This is a genomic window from Erwinia sp. AC075 (genome assembly GCF_979253995.1).
Genome location: NZ_CEEDEU010000001.1, coordinates 4424056 through 4445525 on the forward strand (window position 1 = coordinate 4424056; position 21470 = coordinate 4445525).

Annotated in this window: 19 protein-coding genes; 10 read left to right on the top strand and 9 right to left on the bottom strand. The window is 56.2% G+C overall.

The window, feature by feature from the left end:
• Positions 1-6: 6 nt before the first annotated feature.
• A complete protein-coding gene (locus tag AC0IXH_RS20785) occupies positions 7-1944 on the top strand; it encodes a DEAD/DEAH family ATP-dependent RNA helicase (protein WP_013204010.1) in 1938 nt (645 codons plus the stop codon).
• 113 nt (positions 1945-2057) lie between these two features.
• Here AC0IXH_RS20785 and AC0IXH_RS20790 read toward each other — a convergent pair whose 3' ends face one another.
• From AC0IXH_RS20790 to ubiU, 3 genes are all read right to left on the bottom strand, one after another.
• Positions 2058-3065, bottom strand: coding sequence for a luciferase-like monooxygenase (locus tag AC0IXH_RS20790; protein WP_013204009.1), 1008 nt, complete (start codon positions 3063-3065; stop codon positions 2058-2060).
• Between the two features lie 235 nt (positions 3066-3300).
• Positions 3301-4179 (bottom strand): U32 family peptidase, encoded by an 879-nt coding sequence (locus AC0IXH_RS20795; RefSeq protein ID WP_471720912.1) that lies wholly within the window; start codon positions 4177-4179, stop codon positions 3301-3303.
• 8 nt (positions 4180-4187) lie between these two features.
• On the bottom strand, positions 4188-5183 hold the full coding sequence (gene ubiU / locus AC0IXH_RS20800; RefSeq protein ID WP_471720913.1) for a ubiquinone anaerobic biosynthesis protein UbiU: 996 nt from the start codon (positions 5181-5183) through the stop codon (positions 4188-4190).
• 205 nt (positions 5184-5388) lie between these two features.
• Between ubiU and ubiT the strand changes: the two genes are divergently transcribed.
• Complete coding sequence (gene ubiT, locus AC0IXH_RS20805) at positions 5389-5916, top strand: ubiquinone anaerobic biosynthesis accessory factor UbiT (RefSeq protein WP_013204006.1); 528 nt, start codon at positions 5389-5391, stop codon at positions 5914-5916.
• Entirely contained in the window at positions 5910-6413 is a 504-nt protein-coding gene (locus AC0IXH_RS20810) for a GNAT family N-acetyltransferase (protein ID WP_013204005.1), read from the top strand. Before ubiT ends, AC0IXH_RS20810 begins: the two co-directional genes overlap by 7 nt.
• On the opposite strand, the gene AC0IXH_RS20815 is transcribed toward AC0IXH_RS20810, so the two are convergent.
• Positions 6400-6717 (bottom strand): GIY-YIG nuclease family protein, encoded by a 318-nt coding sequence (locus AC0IXH_RS20815; protein ID WP_471720914.1) that lies wholly within the window; start codon positions 6715-6717, stop codon positions 6400-6402. The two genes, AC0IXH_RS20810 and AC0IXH_RS20815, sit on opposite strands and share 14 nt — an antisense overlap.
• Before the next feature lie 73 nt (positions 6718-6790).
• Here AC0IXH_RS20815 and AC0IXH_RS20820 point away from each other — a divergent pair, with 73 nt between their 5' ends.
• Complete coding sequence (locus AC0IXH_RS20820; RefSeq protein WP_471720915.1) at positions 6791-7219, top strand: YhbP family protein; 429 nt, start codon at positions 6791-6793, stop codon at positions 7217-7219.
• Positions 7220-7249: 30 nt separating this feature from the next.
• Here the strand turns inward: AC0IXH_RS20820 and AC0IXH_RS20825 are convergent, their stop codons facing one another.
• Positions 7250-7771, bottom strand: a complete 522-nt coding sequence (locus tag AC0IXH_RS20825; protein WP_471720916.1) for a type 1 glutamine amidotransferase domain-containing protein — start codon at positions 7769-7771, stop codon at positions 7250-7252.
• 242 nt (positions 7772-8013) lie between these two features.
• Here AC0IXH_RS20825 and AC0IXH_RS20830 point away from each other — a divergent pair, with 242 nt between their 5' ends.
• Complete coding sequence (locus AC0IXH_RS20830) at positions 8014-9057, top strand: permease (protein WP_471720917.1); 1044 nt, start codon at positions 8014-8016, stop codon at positions 9055-9057.
• Positions 9058-9099: 42 nt separating this feature from the next.
• On the opposite strand, the gene nrdG is transcribed toward AC0IXH_RS20830, so the two are convergent.
• The 3 genes from nrdG to AC0IXH_RS20845 all read right to left on the bottom strand — a co-directional run bounded on the left by nrdG (position 9100) and on the right by AC0IXH_RS20845 (position 13051).
• The gene (nrdG, locus tag AC0IXH_RS20835) at positions 9100-9576 is read right to left on the bottom strand and encodes an anaerobic ribonucleoside-triphosphate reductase-activating protein (protein WP_134822844.1); all 477 of its coding nucleotides are present in this window, start codon (positions 9574-9576) and stop codon (positions 9100-9102) included.
• Complete coding sequence (nrdD, locus tag AC0IXH_RS20840; RefSeq protein ID WP_471720918.1) at positions 9573-11705, bottom strand: anaerobic ribonucleoside-triphosphate reductase; 2133 nt, start codon at positions 11703-11705, stop codon at positions 9573-9575. Before nrdD ends, nrdG begins: the two co-directional genes overlap by 4 nt.
• 200 nt (positions 11706-11905) lie before the next feature.
• On the bottom strand, positions 11906-13051 hold the full coding sequence (locus tag AC0IXH_RS20845) for an SIS domain-containing protein (protein WP_471720919.1): 1146 nt from the start codon (positions 13049-13051) through the stop codon (positions 11906-11908).
• 305 nt (positions 13052-13356) lie between these two features.
• On the opposite strand from AC0IXH_RS20845, the gene AC0IXH_RS20850 reads away from it, so the two are divergent.
• The 5 genes from AC0IXH_RS20850 to AC0IXH_RS20870 all read left to right on the top strand — a co-directional run bounded on the left by AC0IXH_RS20850 (position 13357) and on the right by AC0IXH_RS20870 (position 19601).
• Entirely contained in the window at positions 13357-13665 is a 309-nt protein-coding gene (locus AC0IXH_RS20850) for a PTS sugar transporter subunit IIB (RefSeq protein ID WP_071822128.1), read from the top strand.
• A 91-nt stretch (positions 13666-13756) separates the two neighbouring features.
• On the top strand, positions 13757-14080 hold the full coding sequence (locus AC0IXH_RS20855; RefSeq protein WP_013203997.1) for a PTS lactose/cellobiose transporter subunit IIA: 324 nt from the start codon (positions 13757-13759) through the stop codon (positions 14078-14080).
• On the top strand, positions 14073-15374 hold the full coding sequence (locus AC0IXH_RS20860; RefSeq protein WP_471720920.1) for a 6-phospho-beta-glucosidase: 1302 nt from the start codon (positions 14073-14075) through the stop codon (positions 15372-15374). Before AC0IXH_RS20855 ends, AC0IXH_RS20860 begins: the two co-directional genes overlap by 8 nt.
• Positions 15375-15402: 28 nt before the next feature.
• The gene (gene celB / locus AC0IXH_RS20865) at positions 15403-16773 is read left to right on the top strand and encodes a PTS cellobiose transporter subunit IIC (RefSeq protein ID WP_041692435.1); all 1371 of its coding nucleotides are present in this window, start codon (positions 15403-15405) and stop codon (positions 16771-16773) included.
• Positions 16774-17024: 251 nt separating this feature from the next.
• Positions 17025-19601: a DEAD/DEAH box helicase gene (locus tag AC0IXH_RS20870; protein WP_041692434.1), complete on the top strand. Its 2577-nt coding sequence runs from the start codon at positions 17025-17027 to the stop codon at positions 19599-19601.
• Positions 19602-19637: 36 nt separating this feature from the next.
• On the opposite strand, the gene AC0IXH_RS20875 is transcribed toward AC0IXH_RS20870, so the two are convergent.
• The gene (locus AC0IXH_RS20875) at positions 19638-21296 is read right to left on the bottom strand and encodes an alpha,alpha-phosphotrehalase (RefSeq protein ID WP_013203993.1); all 1659 of its coding nucleotides are present in this window, start codon (positions 21294-21296) and stop codon (positions 19638-19640) included.
• Between the last annotated feature and the right edge of the window lie 174 nt (positions 21297-21470).

Here is a 21470-nt window from a genome sequence, read left to right on the forward strand (position 1 = left end):
TACTACATGACTGATATTGAAACCACTTTTGCTGACCTTGGCCTGAACGCCGAACTCCTTGAATCTCTGAACGGTATGGGCTACGTGAAGCCTTCTCCAATCCAGGCTGAGTGTATTCCTCACCTGTTGGCAGGCCGTGATGTTCTGGGTATGGCACAGACCGGTAGCGGAAAAACTGCAGCGTTCTCGCTGCCACTGCTAAACAACATTGATAGCTCCCTGAAAGCACCTCAGATCCTGGTGCTGGCACCAACGCGTGAGTTGGCGGTTCAGGTGGGTGAAGCGATTACCGACTTCTCCAAACACATGAAAGGTCTGAACGTGGTTGCCCTTTACGGCGGCCAGCGTTATGACGTTCAGCTGCGCGCTTTGCGCCAGGGTCCACAAGTTGTTGTGGGTACGCCTGGTCGCCTGCTGGATCACCTGAAGCGTGGCACGTTAGATCTGTCTAACCTGCGCGGCCTGGTGTTGGACGAAGCCGATGAAATGCTGCGTATGGGCTTCATCGAAGACGTTGAAACTATCATGGCTCAGATCCCAGACAATCATCAGACTGCTCTGTTCTCTGCAACCATGCCAGAAGCGATTCGTCGTATTACTAAACGCTTTATGAAAGATCCGCAGGAAGTGCGTATCCAGTCAAGCATGACCACTCGCCCTGATATTTCTCAGAGCTACTGGACGGCTTTTGGTCGTAAGACTGATGCACTGACTCGCTTCCTTGAAGCTGAAGATTTTGATGCTGCTATCATCTTCGTGCGTACCAAAAACGCGACGCTGGAAGTTGCTGAAGCGCTGGAGCGTAGCGGTTACAACAGTGCTGCCCTGAACGGTGACATGAACCAGGCCCTGCGTGAGCAGACTCTGGAACGCCTGAAAGATGGTCGTCTGGACATCCTGATTGCGACCGACGTTGCGGCCCGTGGCCTGGACGTTGAGCGTATCAGCCTGGTGGTAAACTTCGACATCCCTATGGATGCAGAATCTTACGTTCACCGTATCGGCCGTACCGGTCGTGCGGGTCGTGCTGGCCGTGCGCTGTTGTTCGTTGAGAACCGTGAGCGTCGTCTGCTGCGTAACATTGAACGCACCATGAAGCTGACCATTCCAGAAGTTGAACTGCCTAACGCAGAACTGCTGGGTGAGCGTCGTCTGGCTAAGTTCGCCGCTAAAGTTCAGCAACAGCTGGAAAGCAGCGATCTGGAACAGTACCGCGCACTGCTGAGCAAAATGCAGCCTGCAGAAGATGAGCTGGATATCGAAACGCTGGCCGCTGCTCTGCTGAAAATGGCTCAGGGTGAACGTCCTCTGATCGTTCCTGCCGATGCACCTCAGCGTCCTCGTCGTGAGTTCAAAGAGCGTGACGATCGTCGTGGTGACCGTCCAGAGCGTGGTCCTCGTGAAAAAAGTGAAGGTGGCGAGCGTCCAGCCCGTCGCGAACGTCGTGACGTTGGCGATATGGAAGTTTACCGCATTGAAGTTGGCCGCGATGACGGCGTTGAAGTTCGTCACATCGTTGGTGCTATCGCTAACGAAGGCGACATCAGCAGCCGTTACATCGGTAACATCAAACTGTTTGGTACTCACTCAACTATCGAGCTGCCGAAAGGCATGCCGGGTGACATCCTGCAGCACTTCACTCGTACGCGTATTCTGAACAAACCAATGAATATGCAGCTGATTGGCGATGCAGTGCCACACAGCAAAGAGCGTACTGGTGGCGGTGAGCGTCGTGGTCCAGCTCCAGCCCGTGGCGGCTTCGGCGCTGGCAACCGTGAAGGCGGTCGTAGCGATCGTCCTGAAGGTGGTCGTCGCTTCAGCAATGACCGTAACGGTCCAGCTGCTGGTGGTGAGCGTCGTGGCGGCGGTTTCAGCCGTGACGGTGGCAACCGCGGTCCTCGTACCGAAGGTGGCAACGCACCTACTCGTCGTCGTGATGCATAATCACTGACTGACCAATAAAAAAACCAGCCTTCGGGCTGGTTTTTTTTTGCCTGCAATTCGCGGACGCTGCATCAGCGATAAGGGCAGCGAAATCCTGCCCTGCAGCGTGCGGATTACAGCGTGTTATGCGCTTCCATAGCCAGTTCAAACGAGCGCAAACGCGCCTGCTGATTGTGTATCTGACCATTCACCATGATTTCGTCAGCCTGCGTTTCACGGATCAGTGAAGCCAGTCCCTGACGGACTTTATCCAGATCGCCGACAATCGACATACTCAGCGCCTGTTGCACACCGTACTGCTCTGAAGGTGACCACAGGTTATCCATATTCTCAACCGGAGCAGGCAGTGGGCCTGGCTTACCCCGGCGGAGATTGATGAACTGCTGCTGCATCGAGGTGAACATATAGCGGGCATCCCGTTCGCTATCCGCAGCAACCACATTCACGCACACCATCGCATGCGGCTTCTCAAGACGCGCGGACGGCTTAAAGTTTTCACGATAAATATGCAGGGCCTGGAACAACATGTCCGGCGCAAAATGCGACGCAAAGGCAAATGGGATGCCTAGCTGGGCGGAAAGTTGCGCGCTGTATAAACTGGAACCGAGCAGCCAGACCGGAATCTTCAGCCCGAGTCCAGGCACCGGCTGGACGGCGGGTTGCGCGTCTGGCTCCGCATCAAACCAGGCAATCATCTCGGCGACATCAGACGGGAAGTTATCAACATGGCCGCCCATATGACGGCGAAGAGCCATCATCGTGCGTTGATCCGAACCCGGCGCGCGGCCCAGTCCCAGATCGATACGGCCGGGATAAAGCGATTCGAGAGTACCGAACTGCTCGGCGATCACCAGCGGTGAATGGTTTGGCAACATTACGCCGCCAGAGCCCAGACGCAGCGTGGTGGTATTGGCGGCCAGATAGCCAATCAACACCGACGTCGCCGCACTGGCAATGCCGGTCATGTTGTGGTGTTCAGCCAGCCAGTAACGGTTATAACCTGACTTTTCCGCTTGCTGTGCGAGAGCCAGTGAAGAATGAAACGCATCGCGCGCGGTGGCGCCTTGCGGGATCGGCGCCAGATCGAGAACCGAAAGTGGGACATTTTTTTTATCAGACATAGGTGCTCACTTATTCGAAGGGCGTAAGCCAATACAAATATCTATCCTGGACGATTTCTTCTTGAAAGGATTGGCAGTTTGCAGCACTTTTCAGCAGTGCAAGGCCGCGATTAAAAAACCGCCAACCCAATGGCTCGCGCTCAGGACAGGCTAGTCTGACCAGTATCCTCCATCGTTACCCATATTGAACAGCCTTTATTGGTAGTGCGATGATGCGGGCTTGACGCCCGCCGCGTTAGCTGACCAATTCCAGCCCGGCCACTTTCCACCAGTAGCCATTGCACTGCTGGCGGGATATCAAGGTCAGAGGCTGTTTTCCGGTTTCATTATTGCGGAACGCTTCAAGCATCGGCAGGGTATCGCTGCCTTCCGGTGACAGCCGCACAATGTCGACCAGGCCCTGCATCGAAATCAGTTCATTGCCGAGGTTATAGCAGTAGCCGCTCATGGTCTGGATGCCGTTAAGCACAAACACCTGCTGATCTTCCTGCGAGCGCAAGGCTCTGCCCTGGGGATAGTCAATACAGCAGGTCTGACAATCATCTTTCCCGCGGTTTTCCGCTCTGGCCGTAAAGCAGCGGGCGGAATAAGCCAGCGGCAAATGGCCGTAACTCAGCACCTCAACCTCAAACTTATTTCTGATTCCCAGCGCCTCACACTGGGTGAGTAAATTGACCAGCCATTCACGGGAAAGCTCAACCGGCATGCACCAGCGCATCATGCCCATTTTATGCAGCAGGCGCAGGGTCACGGCGTTATAACAATTGAGCGCATGTCCGGCGACGAAAGGCAAACCGGCCTCTGAGGCCATATTCACCGTGCCCATATCGTTAGCTTCGATCAGGAACTCGCCGTTATCAACGTACCTTTTCAGCTCGGTCAGTTCAGAGGGTGATTGCAGCAATGCCAGCGTACTGAGCACCACCTGTTTTCCGCTGCCCGCCAGGTCTTTGGCCATCCCCAGCCAGTCGGCGTGCCTGGTTGCCCGACGCTTGCTGCAAACGGCTTCGCCCAGATAAATAATGTCAGCCGAGCTGGCAGCGGCTGCCTGATAAAAAGCCTGCAACGTCTCTGTTGGCCAGTACCAGAGAACCGGGCCTAGTGCGTATTTCATGCTGATCCTTACTGCCATTCACGGTGATAGGCACCGAGTGTGGTTTGAGTGCCTTCGCTAAGCGAACTTAATGCGGTCATCCAACTTTGTTGTGCGCTGAAATTCTCCGGATCAGCCTTGCAGCGATCGATAGCTTGTCGCCAGATACGCGCGATTTGCGCCACATAGGCCGGACTTCTCTGGCGTCCCTCAATTTTCACTGAGGCGATATTTGCCGACAAAAGGGTGGGAAGCAGCTCGAGGGTATTCAGGCTGGTCGGCTCCTCCATGGCGTGATACGGCACATCGCCCACCTTATAACGGCCCTTACACAGCGTCGGATAACCGGCATTTTGACCGGCGTCGTAACGGTCGATCAGCACTTCATTTAAGCGTGACTCAAGTCCGGCGGAGGTTTGCTGCCAACGGACATATTTCGCCGGTGAGCAGGCACCCACGGTGTTCGGCGATTCGCCTGTCAGATAGGAGGAGAGGTAACAGCGACCTTCAGCCATGATGCACAGGCTGCCAAAGGCAAAGACTTCAAGCGGAACGGTTGTCGCGCGCGCCAGCTGGCGAACCTGATGAATGGACAGCACGCGCGGAAGAACCACCCGTGAAACCGCAAAGTTGCGTTGATAGAACTTAATCGCCTCAGCGTTAGTGGCGGATGCCTGTACCGAAACGTGGCGCTCAATCTGCGGATAGCGCTCGGCGGCGTATTCCAGCATGGCGATATCGGCGAGGATCAGCGAATCGACGCCGGCTTCTGCAGCCATATCCACCGCCCGTTCCCAGCGCTGGTAGCCGTCAGGATGGGCGAAAGTATTGATCGCCACATGCAATTTACGTCTATGCTGATGAACGTAGCGGGACGCTTCCTGCAGACGCTTATCGGTAAAATTGAGCCCGGCAAAATGGCGCGCGTTGGTGTCATCTTTCAAGCCGATATATACGGCATCAGCACCATTCTCTATCGCTGCCTTCAGGGCAGGTAAGTTACCTGCAGGACATAGCAATTCCATATCAAAACATTCCGGATAAACAGAAGAGGCGTTGAGTTTAGTCAGCATGAAGCGGACAATTTTTGATTTAAGGCAGCTAATGGCGTATTGATGGGAAGAGATTTGCCGGCAAATTCCTCAAAGTTCGCTCACTTTGTTGATCCAACTGCCTGATGCGTTTTGTCGATATGGCAAAATAGTCGAAATTTACTCAAAAGGAGTCACGATGGTGTTGAACCCATTTCGCGCTCAATTGGTTCGAAAAGGCCCGCAAATGTTGCGGATCCCGCTACAGTTTGCACCGTTCATGATCAAGAAGCAGATGCTGCAGCAGATCCTGAACTGGCAATTTCACCATGCTTTGGCTGAAGGTGAGTTAAACTTTCTGCAGGGGCGTTGGTTAGGGATTGAGATCCGTGACCTCGGGCTGAGCTGGGCAACGACTGTTGAACAGGGAAAATTACGGGTAGCCGATCGGGTTGAAGCGGACGTCTGGTTTCGCGGCGACGCCAACGATTTGCTACTGGTAGCCGCTCGCAGGTTGGATCCCGATACGCTGTTTTTCCAGCGCCGTTTGGTGATTGAAGGGGATACAGAACTGGGGCTTGAAGTGAAAAATCTGATGGATGCGATTGAGCTTGAATTCATGCCGGCGCCGTTGCGCTTTGGTCTTATGCAACTGGCTGATCTGGTTGAGGCTGGACTGACTGAGGACGCGAATTCCCCAGCGGATCGCGCGGGTGCACCATGTTGATTCGTAGTGAAATAGGAATGGATGCGGCCAGCATAGACAGTTTGTTGCGCCGTTGCTTTGAAACCTCCGCAGAAGCCGAACTGGTTCAGCAACTGCGTGAAGATGGTTTACTCACCCTGGGCGTGGTCGCCACAGATGAGGAAGGCCAGGTACTGGGCTACGCGGCATTCAGTCCGGTAACCTTGAATGGCGAAGATAATCAGTGGGTCGGCCTTGCGCCGCTGGCCGTAGATGCCGATTTTCGCGGGCAGGAACTGGGCAAAAAGCTGATTTACGAAGGGCTGGATACGCTGAACGAGTTTGGCTATGCCGCGGTGGTCGTGCTCGGCGATCCGGCCTACTACGAACGATACGGTTTTGAACCGGCGGCCAGGCATCAGCTTCGTTGCCGCACGCTGGGCGCGGAAGCCGCTTTTCAGGTCTACAAGCTGGCTGATAATGCGTTTACCGGTGCAGAAGGGCATATTGACTATTCGGCGCCCTTTAACCGTTTTTAAGCCCCTCCAGCCAGGCGCCTAATGAGACAGGCTGGTGCTCTACCAGCCTGATCTTCTCCAGCCGCTTCAACTGCTTCACCTGATATTCCAGCCTGGAGGCAGAAGAACGATCCCCGGCCTCACAGTGAAACAGCAGCTCCAGCGGACCTTTCCCGCGTAATGCTTTCGCCCCTTTCCCCGCCTGATGCTGTAAGAAGCGTCTGGCCACGTCATTAGTGATCCCGGTATACAGCATGCCGCTGGCGGTGCGCAGGATATACAGGCGCCAGGGCGCACGCTCACATTCACTCATTATTTCAGTCATCACGATTCCTCTGCCCGCAGCATAGCAAAACCCACGACGAATGTGGCAAAGTAGCGTTTTTCAGGGAGGCCTCATGTCAGCAAGCGAAAACCTTAGCGCGATTAGCCGCTATCTTAAAAAACAACATGTGCTGTCTCTTTGCAGCGGCAATCCCGTGTGGTGTGCCAACTGCTTTTACGTCTATGACGCCGAAAAGGTGGCGTTCTGGTTGATGACGGAAACCGAAACCCGTCACGGTGCGCAAATCGCCCAGGATCCATTGGTGGCCGGCACCATCAATGGACAGCCCAAGTCAGTGTTGCTGATAAAAGGGGTGCAATATTCTGGCAAGATCGCCTTGCTGCAAGGCGAAGAAGAGCTTCATGCCCGCAAAGCCTACATCAGGCGTTTCCCGATCGCGGCAAAAGTCTCCGCACCGTTATGGCAGATAACGCTGGATGAATTGAAGATGACCGACAATGCGTTGGGATTTGGCAAAAAGCTGAGTTGGATCAGAGGATAACAGGCCGGGTGATACCCGGCCTGAGGCCTGTCAGGCCGTTTGGAGCAGACGCAGGGATTCACGGTTAAACGCGGGTAAATCCTCAGGGGTGCGGCTACTAACCAGCGTGTCGTTATCGACGACCACTTCTTTATCGTAGAAATCGGCACCGGCATTTTTCAAATCAATCGCAATGGCCTTCACGGAGGTGATTTTACGGCCGCGGACCGCATCGGCGCTGATAAGCAGCTGTGGGCCATGGCAGATGGCAAATACCGGTTTGCCCAGCGCCACAAACTGTTTGGTGAAGTCAACGAAACGGTCATCGCCTCTCAGGCTGTCCGGCGAATGACCGCCCGGTAACAGCAGCGCATCGAAGTCGCCTGGCTTCACGTCGTCGATAGATTTATCGATCTTCACTTCAGCCTTGCCTTGCTTGCCCTTAACGGTCACGCCGGCTTTTTTCTCAATGGTGATAACCTGATGGCCAGCCTTGATGAAAGCGTCGGCAGGAGAAGTAAATTCTGAGTCTTCAAATTCATCGGTGATCAGTACCGCAATCTTCTTGCTCATGTTTTCCTCCGGTGATTAAAATCATTAACACCCTTAAGTGTGGTTCATCATGCTGAAAAATCAAGCCGGTAAGGGTGAATGCGCTAATTGACCACGGTTAAGGTAGAGGGTAATGCCGGTGAAGCGGTCATTCTGCCCGTGCAGACGAAAATTCAAAACGGAACCCCGATCAAATTGTGGATATTGAATTCTGAGTACTATGCGCTGTCGGGCGTAGCCCGCAGTGATCCGGAGCCTTCGCCATGTCCCATATAACCTCGTCACGCCTTGCCCTTCCTGTGTTTGCCAGGTGGAAACCGCTGCTGTTTTTGGCTGTGGTGGTCATCGGGCTGTGGGTCGTCAAGTGGCAGCCGTATTACCTGAAAGCCTTCCTCGCGGCGGACACGCACAGCATCGGTAAATCCCTGTTGGCCAACCCCAGCGAGCATCCTTTACAGGCCGCCTGGGACTACGCGCAGCTCTATTTTCTTGCGGTATGGAAAGCCGCCGTGCTGGGCGTGATCCTCGGTTCTCTGGTACAGGTACTGATCCCGAGAAACTGGTTATTACGCACGTTAGGGCAGCCCCGTTTTTCCGGCACGCTGTTTGGCACACTGCTTTCCCTGCCAGGCATGATGTGTACCTGCTGTGCCGCGCCGGTTGCCGCAGGGCTGCGGAAATCTTCAGCCTCGGTAGGGGGAACGCTGGCGTTCTGGTTGGGTAATCCGATCCTGAACCCGGCCACGCTGGTATTTATGGGATTTGTGCTGGGCTGGCAGTTTGCGGCAATCCGGCTGGTGGCCGGGTTGCTGATGGTGTTGGGCATTGCGCGGCTGGTACAAAAAATGACGCCAGACGCGCCCGTGTCTAACGTGGTTCCGCTGAGGCCTAAAACCGATAACACGCCGTTTTTGCGACGCTGGTTTCGCGCGCTGTGGACGCTGTTCTGGAATACCATCCCGCTGTATATCCTCGCGGTGCTCCTGCTCGGCGCGGCGCGAGTCTGGCTGTTCCCTCATGCGGATGGCCTGGTCAGCAATACGCTGTTCTGGGTGGTGGCGATGGCGATTGCCGGTTGCCTGTTTGTGATCCCAACGGCGGCAGAAATCCCGATTGTTCAGACCATGATGCTGGCTGGCATGGGGATGGCACCGGCGCTGGCGCTGTTGATGACCTTGCCTGCGGTGAGCGTGCCGTCGCTGCTGATGCTGCATGGCGCGCTGCCGGCCCGTTCGTTGTGGCTTACCGGCGCGCTGGTGGCATTAAGCGGAATGCTGGTTGGCGGGGTGAGTCTGTTACTGCTTTAGCACGATAAGAGCGTTCGATGTCAGCCCGCCAGAATAACGGGCTTAGCCATCGGCTTTCCGCAGGTAGTGAATGACCTGATTATTGCTGCCACGCCACAGCAGTGCCGGGTCTTTTAAAGCCGCGATAAACTTCCCATCGATTAACACATCAATCTGCTCAACGACCTGCTTTTGCCTGGCGGTCAGCTCAGCCAGCAGGTAACCGGTCCACAGCCAGATATCCTTGCCCGGGCAATCACGACGCACGCGCTTCACCAGCCTCAGCACATCCGCGACGTTAGCCGGATGCAAGGGATCGCCTCCCGACAGGGATAACCCCTGGCGGGGAATGCGCGTATCGTTCAGGTCAGCAATCAGCTGCTCTTCCTGCTGCACGGTGAAAGGATGGCCGGAAGTGAGCCGCCAGGTACTTTTGTTATAGCAACCCTTGCACTGATGCTCACACCCGGCAACAAACAGCGTGCAACGCGTGCCCGGCCCGTTAATGATGTCGACCGGGTAATACTGATGGATATTCACCCCAGCGGGCCATTCAAGTGCTTAACGCGTCGCTTCACCTCTTCCTGTTTTCCGGCGTTAAACGGACGGGCATCCGGGCTGCCAAGATAACCGCAAACGCGACGGGTAACCGACACTCTGGCCGCATCGTGATTGCCGCATTTCGGGCAGGTAAACCCCTTGCTGGTACAGGCGAATTCGCCGGTAAAGCCGCACACATAGCATTCATCAATTGGCGTGTTGGTGCCGTAATAGGGTACACGGCTGTAGCTGTAATCCCAGACGTCTTCCAGCGCTTTCAGGTTGTGCTGAATATTGGGATATTCGCCGTAACAGATGAAGCCGCCATTGGCGACCGGCGGGTAGGCCGCTTCGAAATCAATCTTGTCGTAGGGGTTCACCTTTTTCTCCACGTCGAGGTGGAAGCTGTTGGTGTAATAACCTTTGTCGGTGACGCCAGGCACCACGCCAAACTCCGCTGCATCCAGACGGCAGAAGCGATCGCACAGGTTCTCACTCGGCGTGCTGTACAGACTGAAGCCGTAACCGGTTTCGGCTTTCCAGCGATCGGTGGCCTGACGCAAATGGCTGACAATTGCCACCGCTTTGTCCCGCAGCTGTTGATCGTCGTAGAGATGCGTTGCGCCGCCGCTCAATGCGTTAATGGTTTCGTGCAGCCCGATATAACCCAGCGAAATGGAGGCGCGGCCATGTTTGAATATCTCCGCCACGTCATCGTCGGCATTCAACCTGACGCCACAGGCGCCTTCCATATACAGAATCGGTGCGACCCGCGCTTTGACGTTCGCCAGCCTGGCGATACGGGTCATCAGCGCTTTTTTCGCCAGCGCCAGACGCTGGTCGAGCAGCGTCCAGAAGTGCTGTTCGTTGCCTTTGGCTTCAAGCGCGATGCGCGGCAGATTCAGGCTGATGACGCCGATATTATTGCGGCCTTCATGCACCAGTTCACCGTTCTCTTCCCAGGTTCCGAGGAAGCTGCGGCAGCCCATGGGGGTTTTGAAGGAACCGGTGACGCTGACCACCTGCTCATAGTTGAGAATATCCGGGTACATGCGCTTACTGGCGCATTCAAGGGCCAGCTGTTTGATATCGTAATTGACGTCACCGGCGCGGCGGTTAAGGCCTTCTTTGATGGCGAACACCAGTTTTGGGAACACCGCAGTTTTACGGTTTTTACCCAAACCGGCAATGCGGTTGCGCAAAATGGATTGCTGCACCAATCGCGCCGACCAACAGGTACCAAGGCCAAAACCAAAGGTGACAAAAGGCGTCTGACCGTTAGCGGTATGCAGGGTATTCACTTCGTACTCAAGCGACTGAAAAGCGTCATAACACTCTTTTTCGGTACGGTCGCGGGCATAGGCTTCGGCATCGGCGATCTGCCACTGTTGTGCGGTTTTCAGGTGCTTAGCCTGGCTGGCCTCGACAAACGGGGCCAGCACTTCATCAATGCGGTTGATGGTGGTGCCGCCGTAAATATGGCTGGCAACCTGCGCGATGATTTGCGCCGTAACGGCTGTCGCGGTGGAAATGGATTTTGGGGGTTCAATCTCGGCATTGCCCATCTTAAAGCCGTGCGTCAGCATCCCTTTCAGGTCGATCAGCATACAGTTGAACATCGGAAAGAACGGCGAGTAATCCAGGTCATGGTAATGGAGTTCGCCACGTTCATGCGCCATCACCACATCTCGCGGCAAAATATGCTGCGAGGCATAATGCTTAGCCACAATCCCTGCCAGCAGGTCGCGCTGCGTTGGGATTACCTTACTGTCTTTGTTGGCGTTTTCGTTCAACAGGGCGGGGTTACTTTGCTCCACCAGGCCGCGAATGGCGGTATTCAGTTTGCCCCGCAGTTCGCGGGCGATGTCGCGATCGTGGCGATATTCGATGTAGGTCCGGGCCAGTTCGGGATAGCGCCCGGCCATCAGCTGGTTTTCAACCGCGCGCTGGATATCATGAATATCCAGACACTCCTGTTGCTGAAGCTGCTGGCAAATCTGCACCGTTACCTCAGCGCAATATTCCTGATCCTCAATCCCTGCCGCGTGCGCCGCGCCTTTGATTGCATCGCCGATGCGCGTTGCATCAAACGGCATACTGCAGCCATCACGTTTAATCACCCTCACCACGTATCATCCCTCGCAAAAATCTATATATGGATTTAAGCAGGCATGATAAACGCTATATGTAGTGATTTTTGGAGTTTAACTGCCAGTTTGTTGACCTGGCGCAAGTGTTCAGCAAAGTCTTAAGAACGCACGGTTAGCGTCCCGGAAAGGGGCGCGGACCATGCCTGATGCAGGGAGACGTTAGCGGGATGTCAGCCGGTTTATTGCCACTCCGCCAGCAGTAAATCAATCGCCATTAACACACAATAACGCGCCAGTTTCTGCCCGGCAGGCAGGGCAATCAGATGCTGTGACATTGCCGCCAGCGGGCTGGAGGCTGGGGCAAGGGTGACGATCGGCAAACCATGCTCGCGCGCCTGTAACACCGCCGCTTGCAGCATGATATCGGCTTCATCGGTGGTCAGCACCAGCAGCGCGTGATCGTCGCTTAGCGTGGCGGCCGTCATCCGCATCAGATTACTTTCCTGGCAAAGGGTGGTCATGATGCCCGCTTCCAGCAGACGATGCTGTAGCTCACTGGCAAACGGCGCATCCTGATTGCCCATCGCAAACAGCGTCACGCTGCGGGCTTTTTTAAGACAGGCAGCGGCCTGGCTGAAGGCGTGGGTATCGCTGGTCTGCAGCTGCGTTTGCAGCGCCTGCTCAACGCCTGCAAGCGTCTGCTGCCATGCGGCAGGCAGATTCGTGGCCTCTCTGGCCGGCAGATAGCGTGAATGGCTGGTGCTGGCCTGAGCCAGCTTCATCCTCAACTCACGGATATCTTCACAGCCCACCGATTTGGCAAAGCGCGTGATCGTCGCCGGGCTGACGCCGGAGCGGGTCGCAAGCTGTTCAATCGATGCGGACGAGGCGAAGTCGACATCTTCCAGCACCGCACGGGCAACCTTCGCTTCCTGCTGGCTCAGCTCGTTCAGGCGGCGGCGGATCTGGAACAGAATATCGCTGAAGTCTTCCCGGCCAATCGAGCGCGCAAACCGCTTGAGCATATCCGGGCCGATGCCGGCCTTAGCGGCGAGCTTCTCCAGCGCGGTGGTGGTCGAAAAATCGATATCCCCGGTGACGGCAGGCGCAACGCTATTCTCGTCGACCTGTTTGCTGTTCAGGGCCCGCAACTGCGCCATAAAATCATTCAAATCTTTGCATCCTACCGAGCGTGCGAAAGCCGTCAGCGTCTCAGCACTGACCCCTGCCTTCGTGGCCAGCTGTTCAATACTGGCCTGAGAAGTAAACGTTAAGTTATCCAGCACAAAGCGCGCGACCCGCGACTGTGGGGCGGGAAAGCGAGCCTGTGCTGTTTGCAACTGCCAGAGAATATCCAGAACCGTTATGCCTTTGACGTTTATCACCAGAGAACTGTTTTACCATCATATGCCAATGAAAAACTTTTTCACAAGGGGGTTTTTAGCGTGAAAGGGAGAGCTTTTCAATTAAGGTGATGATTTTTATCGATTATTAAATATATCCACTCCGATCGCGATCTGTGAAAATCTATCCAGATCACATTCATGAAAATTATTTTCATAAGGCATTTATTCTATCCTGATGATTATTAACGGCTTTCAAAAAACATCAGCAAATCCTATGTCCCGGGGGTATTTACAGAACGATCGGCTTCAGGCTTATATTCTTCCACGCCATCACAGGAGGAAAGCTGATGCGAATCGTATTGTGTTGTGCCGCTGGAATGTCCACCAGCATGCTGGTCACTAAGATGAAAGCCGAAGCGCAAAAGCGCGCGCTGCAGATTGAGATCGAAGCCGTCCCGGTGGCCAGTTTCGAACAGGAACTGGCTGGCGCGGATATCGTTCTGCTCGGCCCGCAGGTTCAGTATGAAGCCGCACGACTTCAGGCGCTGGCTGCTCCACAGGGCAAGCAGGTCGCCGTTATCGATATGCTGGATTACGGCATGATGCGCGGTGACAACGTACTGGATAAAGCTCTGGCGCTGATGGGAGCCTAATCCCTCACTTCCCTTTTTATTTATCGCTGTTACGCGCTGCCTTTGCAGCGTGCGGCTTACTGCACTTTTTTTTCGTCAAAGAGGAATTTTTATGTCACTGGAAAATCTGATCATGGAGTTGCTGGTCAGGGCTGGAAGCGCCCGAAGCCATGCGCTTTGCGCTCTGCAAAATGCCCGAAGCGGGGATTTTATCGCCGCCGATCTCGCGATGGCGGCCGCCAAAGAGTCGGTCAACGAAGCCCACCACATCCAGACCGAACTGATCGGCATGGATGAAGGCTGCGGCAAAGTGCCGGTGACCTTAATCACCGTCCACGCTCAGGATCACCTGATGAATGCGATGCTGATCCAGGATCTGGCGACGGATTTCATCACCCTCTATCGCCGTTTACCGCAGGAGGTCAGTCATGCTTAAGATCGCAGTCGTTGGCGGTGGCAGCAGCTATACGCCCGAATTGATGGAAGGTCTGATCCAGCGCTATCAACAGGTGCCGATCACCGAACTGGCGCTGGTTGATGTGGAAGCCGGGCGCGAGAAGGTGGAAGCGATCGCCGCACTCGCCCGCCGGATGCTCAGGCACAAAGGGCTGGAGCAGGTCAACGTCAGCGTTCACTTCGAGCTGGATGACGCCATCCGGGGTGCCAGCTTTGTGCTGACGCAGCTGCGGGTTGGGCAGTTAGCCGCCCGCACGGCCGATGAGCGGTTGGGGCTGAAATATGGTTTGCTGGGACAGGAAACCACCGGCGTTGGCGGCTTTGCCAAAGCGCTGCGGACCATTCCGGTCATGCTGAACGTGGCGCGCAAGGTGGAAGAGCTGGCGCCGGACGCCTTTATCATCAACTTCACCAACCCGGCGGGGATTGTTACCGAAGCCGTGTCTCGCTACAGCCGGGCAAAAATCATCGGCCTGTGCAACGTGCCTATCACCATGCACCACATGATTGCCGATATGCTTGCGGTGCCTTATCAGGAGCTGTCGCTGCGCTTTGCCGGGCTGAATCATATGGTCTGGGTGCACAAGGTCAGCCGGTTGGGTGAAGACCTGACGGCGAAGGCGATCGACCTGCTGTGTGATGGCAACGCCCTGTCGATGAACAACATCAAGGATTTACCGTGGCCGCCGGCGTTCCTGAAAGCGCTGGGCGCAATTCCCTGTCCTTACCATCGCTACTTTTATCAAACCGCCGCGATGATCGAAGAAGAAGTTGAGGCAGCCAAATCCCGCGGTACCCGAGCCGAACAGGTGATGAAAGTCGAAGCCGAGCTCTTTGCGCTGTATGCCGATCCGCAGCTGGACACCAAGCCCGAGCAGCTTAGCTTCCGTGGCGGCGCGCACTATTCGGAAGTGGCCGTGGAACTTATCAGCGCAATCTATACCAACGCCGGCAAAGAGCTGGTGGTGAACTGCCGCAATAACGGGGCGATTCAGGGACTGGCTGATGATGCGGTGGTTGAAACCAACTGCCTGATTGACGCCCAGGGCGCGCATCCGCTGGCGTTTGGCCGCCTGCCGCCGGCCATGAATGGCCTGACGCAACAGGTCAAAGACTTTGAAAGGCTGACCATCGAAGCCGCGGTCAAAGGCGATCGTCAGAGCGCGCTGCTGGCGCTGGTGACCAATCCACTGATTGGAAATCTCGCCAGTGCTGAAGCGTTGCTGGACGACGTGCTGACGCTAAACAAACCGTATCTGACGCAATTTAACTGATGTGAAAAACACCGGCGACGAACCGGTGATGGGGGTGTCTGTGACTGTGAAAAAAACATTCATTGAGCGTTATGTCCTGCCCGTAGCGCTGAAAGTCGCCGGGCAAAAGCATGTGCTGTCGGTGCGTGACGGCATCATTTTGAATATGCCGTTTATGCTGATTGGCTCTTTCTTCCTGATTTTTGCCTATCTGCCGATCCCCGCCTGGGGACATCTGATGGCTGACCTGTTTGGCGATAGCTGGCGGGACAAGCTGTTGTATCCGGTGAAAGCCACTTACGACATCATGGCGATCCTCTCCAGCTTCGGCATCGCTTACCGGCTGGCGGAAAAATACCGCACCATCGATCCCCTCACCAGCGGTGCGATGTCGCTGGTGGCCTTTATGATGACCATCCCGCAGCACACCTTGTTTGCGCCAGTAGAAGGCGCGGCGCAGAAAGTGATTGATGGCGTGATCCCGGTTAACCTGGTGGGCAGTCAGGGGCTGTTTGTGGCGATCATTATCTCGTTACTCTCCACCGAAATTTACCGCTTTGTCAGCGGGCGAAATCTGGTGATCCGCATGCCGGAAGGGGTGCCGCCAGCGGTGGCCAAATCGTTCCTGGCGCTGGTTCCCGGCTTCTGCGTACTGGCGGTGGTGCTGGCGATCAGGCTGGCGGTGGAAGCCTCCTCCTTTGGTGACGTAAATAACATGATCGCCACCATCATCGGCATTCCGATGCATCATGTCGGCGGCACGCTGCCGGGGATGATTTTCTCGGTGATCCTGATTGGCGTGTTGTGGACGTTGGGGCTGCATGGCGATGCCATCGTGCTGGTGTTTATTCAGCCGGTGTGGCTGTCTAATATGACCGAAAACCTGAACGCGTTTCAACATAACCTGCCGATACCACACATTATTACCCAGCAGTTTTACGACCTGTGGATCGCGCCGGGCGGGACCGGGGCATTGCTGGGACTGGTGATCTTTATGGTTGTCAGCAGCCGCAGCGCACAGATGCGCCAACTGGGTAAAATCGCCGCACCGGGCGCGCTGTTTAATATCAGCGAACCGATGGTGTTTGGCATTCCGCTGGTGATGAACCCGTACTTCTTCCTGCCGTTTATCCTGACGCCGGTGCTGCTGGTGCTGGTTTCCTATTTCTCAATGTCTACCGGGCTGGTGGCACCGCCCGCCGGGATTGCGCTGCCGTTCACCACGCCGATCTTCGTTAGCGGCTATCTGGCAACCGGCGGGCACATTTCCGGAACCATTCTGCAGGTGGTGAATCTGGGGATCTCGCTGGTGGTCTATTACCCGTTCTTCCGCGCGTGGGACAACCTGAAAGCCCGTGAGGAGCTACAGGCCAGGCAGCAAAGTGTGGAAGCCGCCGCCGCTTCACAGCCCGCCGTGTAAGTGCGTTAATCGACTTCAGTCTTTTTACCTCAGCACGCCACCACCCGCATTGTGCCTGGGTGGTGGCGTGCGGGTTGTCAACGCGCACGGCGCTGAAACTTTGGCCGGAGAACGGGCAACATCGCAGCTGAAAGTATTTTTTGGCGCCTGAATGACGCGCTTCAGTTGCATTCATAGCAGAGGAATTCATATTATTGCCTGTTATGCGGAGCAAACATGTTTTTGCTCAGGTCATCCCGGGATACTGTCTGATGCCTTCTGTGACGTACAATGAAAAACAGGTTAGCCGATGGATCGGTGCGCGCACCGTTGCCAGGGGAAGAAGCCTGGTGGAAAAAGCGCAGAATATTCAGTGGCAAAACAACCTGCTGACCGGCGAAGTGCCGGGCAGAAAAATCGAACCCTTCCAGGTGATGGTGCATTTCAGCACGCCGCAGGGCAAGCTGCTGGCCAATGGCGAATGTACCTGTCCGGTAAAAAACAACTGCCGCCATGTTGCGGCGGTGATGCTGGCTTATCTGCAACAGCAGCCTGAAAAAGCGTCAGAAGAACCCACATTACACCGAATCTCCACCACGCCAGTGCCAACGCTGCGGCTTGAATCACGCGCAAAATTTGTCAGTGGCTTTGGTCGCTATGGCCACCGGCAGAAGAAGCTGGACTTCGCTGCGGTGCATTTTGACTACTCGGGCATCGCCGTCCCGGCGGGCAGCAGCGGTGAACGCTTTGAAGACCGTCAGGGCGCGCCTTTTTTGATTCAGCGTCAGCCGGCGCTGGAGGAGAGCTGGTTGCAGGAGCTGAATGCCGCCGGGCTGGAAACCATCCCGGCCGGGCACATCTACACGCCTGAATCCACGCCATTGCCACCGGTGATCTTTGCCCCGGAAACCCCGGCTGCGTGGCGGACGTTTATCCGCAAACAGCTGCCGAAACTGCGCAAGCGCGGCTGGAAGGTCAGCATGGACGATGACTTCACCTGGAACGTCACCGACATTGCCGGCATCGAAGGTAAAGCGGTGCAGGGACAGGACGGCTGGTTCAACCTTGAGCTGGAAGTCAACGTCGGCAAACGCCAGGTGCGGATGCAGCCGTTACTGTCGGCGCTGTTCCAGAAAGATCGCCGCTGGTTCTCCGGCAACCTCAATCAAATCCCCGACGAGGAAGTGATCGAACTCCGAAGCGATCGCAACGAACGTCTGCATATCAGCGCCAGCATCATGAAGCCGCTGGTCGGCAATCTTATCGATCTGTTTGCGTTAGGGGCCCATACGCCGCTGCGGATTGCGCCTTACGAGGCAGGCCGCTTAACCGCGCTGAATGACACCGGTCGCTGGCAGTTTCACGGCGACAGCGGTGTCTGTCAGCTGGCGGAACGCCTGCGATCCAGCGAAGGCATCCTGCCGGTTGAGCCACCAAAAGGGCTGCATGCCCAGCTGCGTGACTATCAGCAGCAAGGGCTGAACTGGATGCAGTTCCTGCGCGCCCATGACCTCTCCGGCGTGCTGGCGGATGATATGGGACTGGGCAAGACCGTGCAGACGCTGGCACATCTTCAGCTGGAAAAAGAGGCGGGCAGGCTGGACCGTCCGGCGCTGATCGTGGTGCCGACCACGCTGGTCTATAACTGGACGCAGGAAGCCAGCCGCTTTACGCCAGAGCTGAAGGTGCTGGCGCTGACCGGGCCGGATCGCAAAGCCTTTTATGATGACATCGAAAAGTACGATGTGGTGCTCACCACCTATTCCCTGTTATGGCGTGACCAGCCGCAGCTGATTGGCCACAGCTATCATCTGTTGATCCTCGATGAAGCGCAGTACGTCAAGAACAGTGCCTCACGCGCGGCGTCGGTGATCCGCTCGCTGAAATCCCGCCACCGCTTGTGCCTGACCGGTACGCCGCTGGAAAACCACCTCGGCGAGCTGTGGTCACAGTTCGATTTCCTGCTGCCGGGCTTCCTCGGCAGCGAAAAACAGTTTACGCAGGACTGGCGCGTGCCGATTGAGCGCAACGGTGACCGGGTGCGCAGAGAGCTGTTAGCGCGACGCGTCAGGCCGTTTATGCTGCGCCGACGCAAGCAGGAAGTGGCAAAAGAGCTGCCGCCGAAGAACACCATCGTGCGTTCGGTCGAGATGGAAGGCAGCCAACGCGAGCTGTACGAATCCGTGCGCAGTGCGATGCAGGATCGTGTGCGGCTGGCAGTTGAGCAACAAGGCGCCGGGCGCAGTCATCTGCTGGTGCTGGATGCGTTACTCAAGCTGCGACAGATATGCTGCGATCCGCGGCTGGTCAAAACCGATAAGGCCGCGAAGGTGAAGCATTCCGCCAAGCTGGCGCTGCTGCGGGAGATGCTGGACGATCTGCTGGCGGAGGATCGCCGGATCCTGATCTTCTCGCAGTTCACCACCATGCTGTCATTGATCGCGGAAGAGCTGCAAAAAGCCCGCATTCCGTTTGTGACGCTGACCGGCAGCACGCGGGATCGCATTGAGCCGGTGAGGCGCTTCCAGGAAGGTGAGGTCCCGGTATTTTTGATCAGCCTGAAGGCCGGTGGCGTGGGGCTCAATCTCACCGCGGCGGACACGGTGATCCATTACGATCCCTGGTGGAATCCGGCGGCAGAGAATCAGGCCACCGACCGCGCGTATCGCCTCGGTCAGGACAAGCCGGTGTTCGTCTATAAACTGATTGCCGCGGGCAGCATTGAAGAGAAGATCGTCGCGCTGCAGGGGCAGAAAGCCGAACTGGCCGACAGCATCCTTGAGGATGAACTGAGCGAACCCGCCAGCTTCACCAGTGACGATCTGGCGACGCTGTTTGCGCCGCTCTGACATCTCCTCTCTGCGGTCGATTGCCGCCAGGCGCAATCAGCGCTTCTGATACCACCAGACCGCTTCCCACGGGCGCAGCATCACTTCACCGGGCGTGACGTGGGTATCGGGATAGTTGCTGATCAGCACGTCCCACTGACCGCTGTAGGCCGGTGGGTGCCAGACCTGGGTTTCGGCACTGAAGTTGGTTGCCACTACCAGCGTCTCGTTGTCCATGCGTCGGCAGTAACACCACAGATAAGGATGATCCGGCAGCAGATCGAGGTAATCGCCCCAGGTGAGGATCGCGAACTCTTTGCGCAGCTGGATCAACCGCTGATAGGTGTAAAACACCGATCCCTTGTCGGCCAGTGCCGCCTCGGCGTTGATCGTTTCCAGATTGTCGCACATACCGATCCACGGCGTGCCGCTGGTGAAGCCGCCATTCTCGCCCGCGTTCCAGGGGATTGGCGTGCGGCCGTTATCGCGGGATTTACTGGCCAGAATCGCCAGCAGGTTATCGCTGTCACGACCCTGAGAGCGCAGCTCGGCGTACATATTGTGGCTTTCGATATCGCGGTAATCGATGATGCGGGTGAAGTGCGGATTGGTCATCCCCAGCTCTTCACCCTGGAAGATATACGGCGTGCCCTGCATCCCGTGCAGCACCAGCGCCAGCATTTTGGCCGACTGCACGCGGTAGCGATCTTCATCTCCCCAGCGCGACACCACCCGCGGCTGATCGTGGTTACACCAGAACAGCGCGTTCCACGCCTGATTGTGCATGCCATGCTGCCAGTGGCTGAAGATCGCCTTTTGCGCCACCAGATCCAGCGGCGTCAGCGTCCATTTCTGGCCGTTGTAAAAATCCACCTCAACATGATCGAAGCTGAATACCATCGACAGCTCTTCGCCATCCAGTGCGCCATAGCGCTGGCAGTGCTCAAGGGTGGCGGAAGACATCTCGCCCACGGTCATCAGCTCACGCGGGCGGAATACGTCGCGGCTCATTTCCTGCATAAACTCATGGATGCGCGGACCATCGGTATACAGCCGCAGCCCGTCGCCACCGGGATCGTCCGGGAAATCCTGATGCTTGGACACCAGGTTCACCACATCCAGCCGCAGCCCGTCGATGCCGCGATCGGCCCAGAAGTTGACGATCTGCTTTAGCTCGGCGCGCAGATTGTCATTCTCCCAGTTAAGCTCGGCCTGCTCCGGTGCCCACAGGTGCATATAGTACTGGGCGCTTTCCGGATGCCAGCGCCAGGCGTTGCCACCAAACTTCGACAGCCAGTTGTTCGGCGGCTGAGTTGGCGTGCCGTCACGCCAGATATAATAGGAACGATAGGGACTCTCGCGATCCAGCGCCTCATGGAACCAGTGATGCTGGGTCGAACTGTGGTTAAACACCATATCCAGAATAATGCGCATGCCGCGGCGATGTGTCTCTTCGACCAGCCTGTCGAAGTCGTTCAGGGTGCCAAAGATCGGATCGATGGCGATATAGTTCGCCACGTCATAGCCGTTGTCGACCTGCGGGGAGATATAGAACGGCGTCAGCCAGATTGCATCCACGCCGAGCTGTTTTAAATAGTCGAGCCGCTGGATCACGCCTGCCAGATCGCCCGTTCCGCTGCCGGTCGTGTCCTGAAAACTCTTGGGATAAATTTGATAAATAACGCCGTTTTGCCACCACGGGGGAATTTTGGTCATCGCTCAATCCTGATTCTCAGGTGAAAGGGTCTGGCTGTGTTGATTGCTGTAATCCGTTCTTATTCCCTAAGATTAGCCATTATCTGGCAAGGCGTCACAAAACAAGACAGTGCCTGGGGGATTAGTCACAACTCACTTGCTGCGCATTGCGAAATATGTTTTATGGGTTTTTTG